The organism is Nocardioides sp. Root140 (genome assembly GCF_001426745.1).
Classification (GTDB): domain Bacteria; phylum Actinomycetota; class Actinomycetes; order Propionibacteriales; family Nocardioidaceae; genus Nocardioides.
Genome location: NZ_LMFI01000003.1, coordinates 21,920 through 33,380, shown reverse-complemented (window position 1 = coordinate 33,380; position 11,461 = coordinate 21,920). Strand labels below are relative to the sequence as shown.

Genomic DNA, 11,461 nt, shown 5'->3' with positions numbered 1-11,461 from the left:
ATTCCAGATCGCACGCTAGGTGCGTGACTGGCGTCACGTCAACGACGTGTCCGGTATCGGCCATCCGCGGCTCGGGAGAAGCGTGGCGGGCGGGCGAGGAGCATCTCGCCGGCCACGCAAACATGACCGGGTTCGGTCAGCCGTAGGCCTGTTTGTCCAAGGCTTCGGCTGTTAGCGTCAGGAATCTCTGAAACGCTTCAGTTGCCCTGGAGGCCACATGCCCGGCTCATCCCGCTGGAATCTCCCGCGAGTCCTGGTGCTGCCACTCGTGCTCGTGGCGATGCTGGCCGCGGTCCTCAGCGTGAGGTCAGCACCGGTGGCCGCCGAGAACGAGGCGCTCTCCGTGGGGCAGCTCTCGACGAATCACCTGGAACACGCCCTGGGTGTGCCCGTCGAGCCTCCGGTCCTCTCGTGGCACCTTCACGGCCCGGACCGGGGACTCGTGCAGACGGCGCGTCAGATCCAGGTCGCGACGACGGCCGACGGCTTCGACGACGCGGTCGTGTGGGACAGCGGTCGGGTGTCCGACTCGAAGTCGGTGAACGTTCGGTACGCCGGACCTGCCCTGAAGGAGAAGACCCGCTACCACTGGCGGGTCCGGGTGTGGGACGGCACCGGCGCCATGAGCGCGTGGAGCGAGCCCGACTGGTTCGAGACGGCACTCGCGAACGACGCGACATCGGCCTCGGGCTGGGGGGCGCAATGGATCGGCGGACCGTCTGATGCGCCGCGCGGGGTCGACTGGAGCGACTACACCCTCACGGTGCGCACCAGCAACGTGCAGGAGGCCCTCGGCATCGTCTTCTACTCCGACTCGGCCGCCTCGCAGAACAACTACATGTGGCAGCTGTCCAACCGCGGCACACCGAGCCTCCGGCCACACAGCAGGGTCAACGGCACATGGTCCGCGCTCGCCGACGTGCCCATCGCGGACGACGTCCTGCCCGGTGGTCTCGGCGCCGAGCACGAGATCACCATCGACCTGTCCGACGGTGTCGCCGCGACGAGCATCGACGGTCACCAGATCGACTCACGGCCGATTCCGCTGCGCTCGTCAGGGACCATCGGCTTCCGGACCGCCGCCGGCGAGTCCGGTGACGTCCGCGAGGTGACCGTCTCGAAGGGCGAGGAGGTCCTGTTCCACACCGACTTCTCCGACGGCGTCAACCCGTTCGCCATCGGAGAGGTGCGCGACGGGGTGCTCAAGGTTTCCGGTGTGGTGGAGAACGGCGTGATGTCCACTGAGCAGCAGGCGCTCCCCCTGTTGCGTCGCGACTTCGCGCTCGACAAGCAGGTCGCCTCCGCCCGGCTCTATTCGACGGCCCTCGGTATCTATCGCGCGGAGATCAACGGCCAGCGGGTGGGCGACCACGAGCTCGCCCCGGGCTGGACCGACTACAGCAAGCTGGTCCAGTACCAGGTCTACGACGTGACCGACCACCTCCAGCAGGGCGAGAACACCATCGGCGCCGAGCTCAGCAACGGGTGGTACGCCGGCCACCTGGCCTGGATCGGCGACAAGCGCTATGGATCGGACCCGGCCTTCCTGGCTCGCCTCGAGGTGACCTACCAGGACGGCACGACCGAGGTCGTCACGACCGACCAGAGCTGGACGACGACGCCGGGGCCGGTGCTCGAGGCAGACCTTCTGATGGGTGAGACCTATGACTACCGCCGGCAGGTGCCGGGGTGGAGCGAACCCGACACGACCGGTGACTGGTCGCCGGCGCGCGTGCTCACGCCGACACCCGGAGAGCTGCACGCGCAGACCGATCCCCCGGCACGCGTCACTGAGGAGCTGGACGTCGTCGAGCTGACCCACCCGCAGCCCGACGTCTCCATCTACGACCTGGGACAGAACATGGTGGGCTGGGCCAAGGTCCGGCTGACCGGCGAGGCCGGCGACGTCGTCAGGATCCGGCACGGCGAGGTGCTGAACCCGGACGGCACGCTCTACACCGCGAACCTGCGGACGGCGAAGGCCACCGAGACGGTGACCCTGGGCAAGGACGGCACCGTCGAGTTCAGCCCGCACTTCACCTCCCACGGCTTCCGCTACGTCGAGATCACCGGTCTCGACGTACCGCCGGCCGCAGAGGAGGTCACCGGCATCGTCGTCGGCACCGACAACCCTGCTGCCGCGCACTTCTCGACGTCCGACCCGATGCTCGACCAGCTGCAGTCCAACATCTCGTGGGGCATCCGCGGCAACTTCCTGTCCGTACCCACCGACACCCCGGCCCGCGACGAGCGGCTCGGCTACTCCGGTGACCTCAACGCCATCGCGGACACCGCCGTGTTCAACCAGGACACCTACGCCTTCCTGACCAAGTGGCTGCGGGACATGCGGCTGCACCAGAACCCGAACGGCGTCATGCCGATGATCGCGCCGGGCACCGAGCCGGGTGTGGGCGAGAGCACCGCCACCGCGGGCTGGGGCGACGGGTTCATCACGGTCACGGACGCACTGTGGCGCAACCACGGCGACAAGAGCGTGATCGACGAGAACTGGTCGGCCATGGTCCGCCTGGTCGACCACTGGACCTCAGTGGCGCAGGACGGCATCGTGCCGAACGGCCACGGCATCGGCGACTGGCTGAACCTCAACGACCCGACTCCGGACACGTTGCTGGCAACCGCCTTCTACGCGCTCGACGCCCGGCTGCTGAGCGAGATGGCCGCAGCGACCGGGCGCGACGCAGCCGCTGCCGACTACCGGGCGCTGTACGACGACGTCCGGGCCGCGTTCGCCGCCCGGTTCATCGCACCGGACGGTCAGGTGGGCACCGGGTCCCAGTCCGCCTACGCCATGGCGATCGACATGGGCCTGGTGCCGGAGGAACAGCTGGACGCCGTCGGCCGCAAGTTCGTCGCCGCGATCAAGGCCAAGGGCTGGCACCTGAGCACGGGTTTCCTCGGCACACCGCACCTGCTCCCCGCGCTGAGCGCCGTCGGCCGCGACGACGTGGCCTACCGGCTGTTGCTCGAGAAGCAGTACCCCTCCTGGCTGTACGAGGTGACCCAGGGCGCGACGACGACCTGGGAGCGGTGGGACTCGATCCGCCCCGACGACTCCTTCCAGGACCCGGGGATGAACTCCTTCAACCACTACGCGTACGGCGCGGTCGGCGAGTGGATGTACTCCTCGATCGGGGGCATCCGGTCGACCGGGCCCGGCTACTCGACCTTCCGGGTCGCACCGAGGCCGGGCGGCGAACTGACCCACGCCGACGTCAGCCACGACTCGCCGTACGGCGAGATCCGGTCGGCCTGGCGGACCGTCTCTGACGATCAGCTCACCCTCGACGTGACCGTCCCCGCCAACACCGTGGCGCGGGTTCACGTCCCGGCGGTCAGCGAGCAGGCCGTCTTCGAAGGCGGCGGTCTCGCCAGCGAAGCACCCGGCGTCCATTTCGTGCGCATGCAGGACGGAGCGGCGGTCTTCGAGGTGGGCTCCGGGGACTATGCCTTCGAGTCGGACGACGTGCGTGGCTACATCGGGCTGGCTGCCGCCAGGGCTCTCGACCTCCAGGACCTGGCCGATGAGGTCGCCGGCTCTCCGGAGGTGCCCAAGGTGGTCCAGAAACGGCTTCCGGTCGAGGCCAGGCAGCTCGTGACGAGCCTGGACGACGCCTTCCAGGCGTACCTGGACGGCGACACCGAGCTGGCCACCGAGTCGTTGGCCAGCGCGCAAGCCCGGGCAGACCGGCTTCGCAGGCTCATCGACGAATGGGCCACCGAGGGAAGCTTCAGCACCGGCGACGCGGAAGCGCTGACCACGTCGTTGGCGCGGGTCGACTCGGCAATGTCCCAGGCCGCCCGGCGACTCCATGACGTCTCGGCGTCGCTGGTGCAGGGGGAAGGTCCTGCCATCCCCGGGTCGAGCCTGCGTGTCGTGGGACGACTGACGAACAACGGCTCGGAACCAGTCCGTGACGTGAAGCTCTCCCTCGACCTGCCCGCTGGGTGGTCGGCAGACCCGGCCACTGTGTCCGAACAGGTCGGCCCCGGGGAGTCGATCGACGTGCCACTCGACGTACACGTGGCCGAGGACCAGCCACTCGTACAAGGCCTGGAGGTCGAGGGTTCCATCAGCTATCGCCGCGGCCCCGCCACGACGACGGTGCCCGTGCGCGTGCTCGTGGACGTGGTCTCGCCCGTGCGCATCGTCTCGACGAGCGCCGAGCCCTCACTCCTCGAAGAGCCGGGAGACTCCGCCACGGTGACGGTCACCCTGGAGAACCAGCGCCCGGATGCTCCGTTGAACGGCGAACTGAGGTTCAGTGCCCCACTGGGCTGGACGGTGACGCCGCAGACCGAGACGTATGAGCTGGCCGCGGGCGCGGATGCGTCCGTCCAGGTGACCGTCACCTCGCCGGCCGACGCGACCAACCTCGCCGCAGTCATCGCTGTCGATGCCTTCTACGAGGCTGGCCCGGCCGCCGGCGACAGTGCCGAGGTGCGGATCTCGTCCGCGCTGAAGCTGTGGGAGTTCAACACGGCAGGCGACACCGAGGGCTGGACCCCGACGAGCCAGCTCACCGGCTTCGCCGTGGCGGATGGCGCCCTCCGTGCCACCTCGACGGGCGGAGACCCGAACCTGGCCTTCGGTCCCGGCGCTGGTTCCTTCGACGTCACGCAGGGTGCCTATCTGGAGATCACGATGACCTCGTCGATAAACGGAGACGGGCAGCTCTTCTGGGGGACACAGGCCTCACCGGGTCCGAGCGAGGGCAACAGCGCCAGGTTCGGCGTCCAGGCAGGCGGCGAGCACGTGTACCTGGTGCCGATCCCCGCACTGGACAGCCCGCTGACCATGCTCCGGCTTGATCCGCTGAGTGGGCAGGGAGACCTCGAGATCAACAGCATCCGGCTGATTCGCTAGGCCCTGCGTCAGGGGGCCACCGGGTAGTGGCTCGCGATGGTGATCCGGTTCCAGGTGTTGATGACGATGGTGAGCAGGGTGACCGCTGCGCCCTGCTTCTCGTCCAGGACACCCTCGATGTCGACCTGCGGGGCCGGGGCAGTGTGCTCGTCGCCGATCCGGGTGATGCGTTCGGCGAGCACGAGGGCGGCCTGCTCCTGCGGGGTGAAGTACTGCGACTCCCACCAGGCGGCGACAAGGGCGAGGCGGTCGGTGGTCTCGCCCTTCTCGAGCGCGTCGCGGGTGTGCATCCGCAGGCAGAAGGCGCAGCCGTTGATCTGCGAGGCGCGCACCTTGACCAGCTCGACGAGCAGCGGGTGGAGTCCTGCGGTCACGGCGGCCTCCTCGGCGGCCTGGTCCGCGGCCCGTTGGGCCTCGTAGGCAGCCGGGAAGAGCTTGGTGAGGTTGATGTTCGGCAGCATGATGACTTCCTGTAGTGACGGGCCTGCGGTTCGCGGGCGTTCCTTGTGATGACGACACAGCGCACGCGGGTGTGAGGTCGTGACCTCACACCCGAGGCGTGCGTCTCGTCACCATGGTGTGAGCAGCGAAGGAGCCCCGATGGACGAGCTTGACGCGGTGATGGCGGAGCGTCGCCGACTGATCGCCCTCGCCTACCGCCTGCTCGGCACCCTCGAGGAGGCCGAGGACGCGGTGCAGGAGACCTACCTGCGCTGGTACCGCCTCACCGGGGAGGAGCGCGAGGCGATCGGCAACCCTCAGGGCTGGCTGACCCGGGTCGCGAGCAGGATCTGCCTCGACGTGCTGAAGTCGGCCCGCGTCCGGCGGGAGCAGTACGTCGGCGACTGGCTGCCCGAGCCGGTGCCGGCGGGTCTCCTCGGCGACGGCGCGCCCGCCGACCCGGCCGATCGGGTGACCCTCGACGACACCGTGAGCACCGCGCTGCTCGTGCTACTCGAGACGATGACGCCCGCAGAGCGGGTGGCCTTCGTGCTGCACGACGTCTTCGCACTGCCCTTCCCCGAGGTCGCCGAGATCGTCGGCCGCTCCCCTGCCGCCGTACGACAGCTCGCGACCGCCGCCCGGCGCCGGATCGCCGACCACCGCGGCATCGTTGACCCGCCCGCTGAGCACGATGCGGTGGTCCGGGCGTTCCTCGCGGCCGCCGGCGGCGGCAACCTCGGCGCGCTCACCAGTCTGCTGGACCCCTCGGTCACCCTCCGCTCCGACGGTGGCGGCGTGGTGCGCGCGGCCCGCAACCCCATCGTCGGACCCACACGAGTCGCGCGGTTCCTGCTCGGCGTGCTGACGAAGAGGTCGACCTGGGCGCTCTCGGAGCGGGTCACCGCCGACGGACTCGGGTTCACCATGACCGACGGCGGCGAGGTGCACGCTGTGGTCAACCTGCGAGTCGCTGGCGGGCTGGTCACCGACGTGTGGATGGTGGTCAACCCCGCCAAGCTGACCGGCTGGCGCTAGCCTGGCGGCCGCACCCTGGCGGCCGCACCCTGGCGGCCGCACCCTGGCGGCCGCACCCTGGCGGCCGCACCCTGGCGGCCGCACTCTCGAAGGTGGTTCATACTACGAACCGTGTCAGCCTCGTCAGAGGCTGTCCTCGCGGACGTGGTGTAGTTGCAGCACGCTTCCCTTCCAGGGAAGGAGTCGAGGTTCAAATCCTCGCGTCCGCTCCACTTTCCTCACCCGGCTCGACTCGAGACGTTGTCGATTCGCCGGGATCAGACCCCACTGACAGCGCCCCTGCCGGTTCGCGTTTGAGGCGACAGCGTTGTCGGCATGCTGTCAGTGCCGCACTCGACCGGTCGGGCGCGGGACAGATCTCGGCGCGAACAGCGGGAAGTGCACGCACGATGTCGGGAGCTGTGCAGATCCGGTTCTCGAGGGCGGGCGCAGTCACATGGAACGTTGGGACAAGGTCGGACGGATTGCGGCGTACGGCGCTGCGGCAGCGATGACGCCGTACCTCGTGATCAAGGTCTGTTGGGTCGTCGGTTCGATGATCGGGTTGGCGCCGGGCGGCGACGGATACAGCACGGCCGGTTGGGCTCTGCTCAACACGGTGACGATCGGCATGGCGGCCGTCGGCATCGCTCTGGCGCTGGCCCTGGTGCGCCCCTGGGGCAACCGCGTGCCCGGGCGGGCGGTGATCTTCTGCGCCTGGACCGGGGCCGGCTTCCTGGTCTCGATCCTTCCGTACGCCGTGCTCAGCACCGTGATCGGAGCCGCCGATGGATCCTCGTCGGGCTCCGACGACGAGGGCGCGGCCTCACCTGGATGGATCGACGCTCTGCTGCAGTTCAGCTTCCTCGGCATGGGGCTCGGCCTGGCCATCGCCCTGCCGGCCTATCTGCGACGCAGGTGGCCCGAGCCATTCGTCGGCCCTGCGCAGGTCGTTCCCGGTGCGTGGTGGCCGATCGGCGCAGCGTTCGGCGTCGGTGTCGCCTGGCTGTATTGGGCGTTCGGCGGCACCGTGGGCATCGAGCACCCGGACGAGCGCGAGCTCAACGGCGCTCTCCTCAACGGCCTGAGCGGGTTGTGGGCAGTCGCCGGCGCCGCTGCCTTGTGGATGCTCGTGCGTGGGCGGCCGACCCGGGTGCCCCACCAGTTGCTTCTCGGGATCGCGTGGCTCGGCTCGGGGTCTCTCTTCGCGTGGAGCGCCTGGAAGCTGCCGCTGACGCTGGTAGTGGAGCTGGCCCAACCCGCCGACGTCACCCCGCCCGAGATTTTCGCGGTCGCGGCGACGCTGCACCTCGTCGCGGTCGTGGCAGGAGCCGGCATGCTGGTCGTTCTCCTTCGGTCGTTCCGGCGCACGGCACCAGCTGGGCCGGGCACCGCGGTGAGCCCGTCGGGCGACCCGATCGCGAGCGTCGACCCGGAGTGAAGGTTCGCCGACGAGTTCGAGGGAGTTTTCCGCATTTCTGAGACGTCACGGGGCGGACGAACCTATGGTCACCTTTGGATCGAAACGCAAGAGATGCCCATCTGGTCCGACCACCCGAAAGGAACTCTGACGTGGCGGAAACCGCCGGAATCCTCGCTTGGACCCTCGTCTCCGAATGCCCGATCCCTTCGGACGTGTCAGACCTGCTTGTCATGGGCGAGCAGCCAGTTGCTGCCTACAAGACCTTTCGCGACAGCGCGATCTTCACGACCAAGCGCCTCATCGTTCGCGACGCCCAGGGGCTGCGTGGCAAGAAGGTCGAGATCTATTCCCTGCCATGGGCCATGGTGAACATGTGGTCCTCGGAGAACGCCGGCGGGTTCTTGGACCACAACGCCGAAATCGAATTGTGGACTCGCGCGGGCCACATCAAGGTGAACCTGCAAAAGGGCATCGACATCCGGAAACTAGACATGCTCATCGCGCACAGCGTGCTGGGCTCCTAGGTCATCCAGTGTCCACCCCGTCGCCTGCCGGTTGGTACCCCGATCCATTCGGCCGCCACGAACGTCGATATTGGGATGGGACCAAGTGGAGCGAGCAGGTCGCGACGCAGGGCACCCCATCGATAGATCAGCCTGGCGTCAGGGCGTCAGTGTCAACTCCCGCCAACTCGTCGACAGCGAGTGCATGGCACCCAGACCCGTTCCGGCGGTTCGAGCTCCGCTACTGGGACGGAGCTCTGTGGACCGAACACGTCGTATCAGGCGGTCGCCAATCTACTGATCCGCCGGTCGCAATTGCGCCGCCGGCCGCTATGAATCCCACCCAGGGGCCGCCCCCGGCGTATCCATCCCCGGCCCCTGCCTATCCAGTCGCAGCGCCGACGTATTCAGTCGCGGGTCAGCGCTTACCAGCAACAAGTGGGCCACTGGCTGCGACTAACCGGCTGACCGACAAGATCCGGAACCAGGTCCAGAAGGCTGCTTTTGTCGATGCGTCCGGGAATCCAGACGCGGCGGTCTTTGAGGAGCCCGTCCTCGTCATCAACCAGAAGGGCAAACTCGTCGAACTACGCGCCGAGTACGCCATCTACAATCAGGAGGGCATCCAGGTCGCCGCCGTACGAGGGAAGCGGATGTCGAGCCGCATACAGGTGGTCGACATGAGCGGACGGTTGTTGCTCGATCTGAGACGTGAGGCCTCCGTCCTAAGCTCCAAGATCAGCATCAGTGGCGCAAACGGCGCCAGCGTCGGGCGAATCGTGACGTCACAGAGTTGGAAGCATGCCGACCGTGCCTTCAAACTTGAGCGAGCCGACAGCACACTGATCGGTGCTGTCTACTCAGAGGACCGTCAGCGTCACCGGGAGTTCAACGTCCAGGACGCGAACAGCAAGGTCGTCGCCAACATCAGTAAGACCCGGGCAGGGTTGGCCAAGGAACTGTTCACTAAAGGCGACAACTACGTTGTGGACTTCCCGGTCCCTTTGTCAGAGCCGCTGCGTTCTCTGACCATCGCGACCGCCCTCGTCATAGACACGGCATTCCACCAGAAATAGCTGCTCCGTGTTGTCCCAGGCACGATGACTTTCTCGCCCGCCGAGTTCGAGACCAACCGCTGGCAGGATCACGCCCGAGCACTACCGTGAAACATCCGTCCCGATCGGGGTAGACCAGAGCCTCCACGAAACCCGGGGCGATTTAGTGGGTACCACCGGGCAGTGTCGTCCCACGCCCAGCGGGGTCGGTCGACCTCACGCTCCCGCACGTACACCGCCAGCTCGGCAGCCGCGATCACCCGCTCCTCCGCGCCCTCGACCACGAGCATTCTGGTCATGAGCACTTTCCCACTGCGCGACTGGCGCCGCCGAGGAACCCTGGTGCCTGGCGTCAAAGCTGCGTGGGGCCTGCAGGTTCTCGCAACGCCCGAACACACTAGGCACGCATCAGTGCGTCGCCTTCTGCCAAGTCCGGCAGTCGTCGCGGGACACCATCAACGCGTGGGTGACCCCGGTCCAGCGGTCGCGGTCAGGCACGTGGAAGAGCCGGTAGACCTCGTCGCCGACCAGGAGTGGTGGCTCCGACACCCACCGGTAGCCGGGGTCGCGCTTCCAGCAGGACGCCGGCAGGTCCCGGCGCGGACTCGGCGGGAACCGGCCATCGACCACAACGGGCTCCCAGTGGACAAGGTCCGTGCTGCGGAACTGCCCGAGGTCGCCGGAGGCGTACAGCGTGTTGCCGGTAGGACCGTCGATGCAGGTGGCTTGGCCGGGGGTCACCCGGCGCTTGCTCCACGTGTCGCCGTGGTCGCGCGAGAACCGATAGTGGCCGGAGGACCCACAGTCGTCCGGGTTGGTCGCCTCCACGATGACAAGGGTGCCGTCGTCGAGCACGAGCGGGCCACGATAGCCGGAGTCCGGGTCCGGTGCCGTGGGAAGCGGCAGCTCCTCCCAGTCACGGGCACCGAACGCGGCCCTCCGTAGGGTGCTCGATTCGAACCCGACCATGTAGACGTAGTCGCCCTGCGCGTGGATCCAGCACTCGCCGCACGTCGAGAGGTAGCTCCAAGTGAGTCCGCCATCACTCGAGAACGCGACCCGCGGGTTTGCAGTATCGGCGGTGATGACCGCGATGATGTCCTGTTGACCGGGGCCCGGCGACAGCCGAGTGATTTCGGAGTCGGCCTTCCAGTGCATCGGAACGGCGTGCTGCAGCGTCCCGAGCTTCTGCCACCTACCCGACTCGCGCCGCCACAACGTCGCGCTACCTGCGCGAACCTCCTGGTCCATGGTGGCCATCACCAGCGCTCCACCCGCGTCGTACATGGCTGCGGGATGGTCGCCCCGGCCGGGAGACTGGAACTGCGCTGACGGCGTCGGCGTCGGAGTGGGCGCGACCGGAGATGGCGCCGAGTCGTTGCCGCGCGTCGTGACCAGGATCCCGGCGATCACGATCAGCACGGCGGCAGCTGCGGCTATGCCGGCCAGGACGCCGTACCGACGGCGACGGTCATGATTGGCCCGGGCGATCGCGCGGTCCAGGTCGCCGTACACGGGCACGTCCGTGGCGAGCTCGTCGAGGGCGGCGTGCAGGCCGTTCATGATTCCACTCCTTCGAGCGAGGCGACTGCTTTGGGGGCGAGCTCCCGGAGCCGTTGGAGCGCCAGCCGGGTCTGCGACTTCACCGTGTTCGCGCTGATGCCGAGGGCAGAAGCGGCCTGGACCTCGGTGAGGTCCTCGTAGAAGCGCAGCATCAGTACGGCGCGCTGTCGCGGGGTGAGCCGGGCGAGCGCATCGCGCAGCGTCAGCCGGGTGTCGACCGCGTCCGCCTCGTTGCCGCCGGCGTCGTCGGGTGGTGAGGCGCTCGGGAACTCGATCAGGCGGCGCCGGCGCCAGCCGTCGACGAACCTCGTGTAGAGGATCCGACGGACGTAGGCATCCGGATCGACCTTGCCCGACTTCTGCCAGCGCCGGACCAGGACCACGTAGGTGTCCTGCACCAGGTCCTCCGCTGCCTGGTGGTCGCCCGTGAGCAGGTATGCCGCTCTGGAGAGCGCGGCACCCCGTGTCGAGACGAACTGTCTGAGCTCGACCTCCCGGTCCATGGGACCACTCTCCTCGCTCGGAACCCCTTCATCCTTAAGAACGCAGGATCGGGCCACCACGGGTGGGGGCA

At 68.1% G+C, this 11,461-nt stretch carries 8 protein-coding genes, 1 tRNA gene and 1 pseudogene; 7 read left to right on the top strand and 3 right to left on the bottom strand.

Features of this window, described 5'->3' with window-relative positions; translation table 11 throughout:
* Positions 1-217 precede the first annotated feature (217 nt).
* On the top strand, positions 218-4,885 hold the full coding sequence (locus tag ASD30_RS08475; RefSeq protein WP_156393559.1) for a family 78 glycoside hydrolase catalytic domain: 4,668 nt from the start codon (positions 218-220) through the stop codon (positions 4,883-4,885).
* A gap of 8 nt (positions 4,886-4,893) precedes the next feature.
* Here ASD30_RS08475 and ASD30_RS08470 read toward each other — a convergent pair whose 3' ends face one another.
* Positions 4,894-5,346 carry a carboxymuconolactone decarboxylase family protein gene (locus ASD30_RS08470; RefSeq protein ID WP_200951115.1) on the bottom strand — a complete coding sequence of 151 codons (453 nt, stop codon included), beginning with the start codon at positions 5,344-5,346 and terminating at the stop codon, positions 4,894-4,896.
* 139 nt (positions 5,347-5,485) lie between these two features.
* Here ASD30_RS08470 and sigJ point away from each other — a divergent pair, with 139 nt between their 5' ends.
* The 6 genes and pseudogenes from sigJ (at position 5,486) to ASD30_RS25990 (ending at position 9,345) form a co-directional block, all read left to right on the top strand.
* The gene (gene sigJ / locus ASD30_RS08465) at positions 5,486-6,364 is read left to right on the top strand and encodes an RNA polymerase sigma factor SigJ (protein WP_056680020.1); all 879 of its coding nucleotides are present in this window, start codon (positions 5,486-5,488) and stop codon (positions 6,362-6,364) included.
* A gap of 138 nt (positions 6,365-6,502) precedes the next feature.
* Positions 6,503-6,576, top strand: a tRNA-Gly gene (locus tag ASD30_RS08460).
* A 224-nt stretch (positions 6,577-6,800) separates the two neighbouring features.
* Complete coding sequence (locus ASD30_RS08455) at positions 6,801-7,784, top strand: hypothetical protein (protein WP_056680017.1); 984 nt, start codon at positions 6,801-6,803, stop codon at positions 7,782-7,784.
* A gap of 131 nt (positions 7,785-7,915) precedes the next feature.
* Entirely contained in the window at positions 7,916-8,290 is a 375-nt protein-coding gene (locus ASD30_RS08450; protein ID WP_056680014.1) for a PH domain-containing protein, read from the top strand.
* A pseudogene (locus ASD30_RS27460) lies at positions 8,194-8,541 on the top strand (DUF2510 domain-containing protein); the annotation flags it as partial. The gene ASD30_RS08450 and the pseudogene ASD30_RS27460, both read left to right, overlap by 97 nt.
* 60 nt (positions 8,542-8,601) lie before the next feature.
* A complete protein-coding gene (locus ASD30_RS25990; RefSeq protein ID WP_235532549.1) occupies positions 8,602-9,345 on the top strand; it encodes a phospholipid scramblase-related protein in 744 nt (247 codons plus the stop codon).
* A 387-nt stretch (positions 9,346-9,732) separates the two neighbouring features.
* Here ASD30_RS25990 and ASD30_RS08440 read toward each other — a convergent pair whose 3' ends face one another.
* Positions 9,733-10,887: a sialidase family protein gene (locus tag ASD30_RS08440; protein WP_056680008.1), complete on the bottom strand. Its 1,155-nt coding sequence runs from the start codon at positions 10,885-10,887 to the stop codon at positions 9,733-9,735.
* Complete coding sequence (locus ASD30_RS08435; RefSeq protein WP_056680005.1) at positions 10,884-11,390, bottom strand: SigE family RNA polymerase sigma factor; 507 nt, start codon at positions 11,388-11,390, stop codon at positions 10,884-10,886. Before ASD30_RS08435 ends, ASD30_RS08440 begins: the two co-directional genes overlap by 4 nt.
* Positions 11,391-11,461 lie beyond the last annotated feature (71 nt).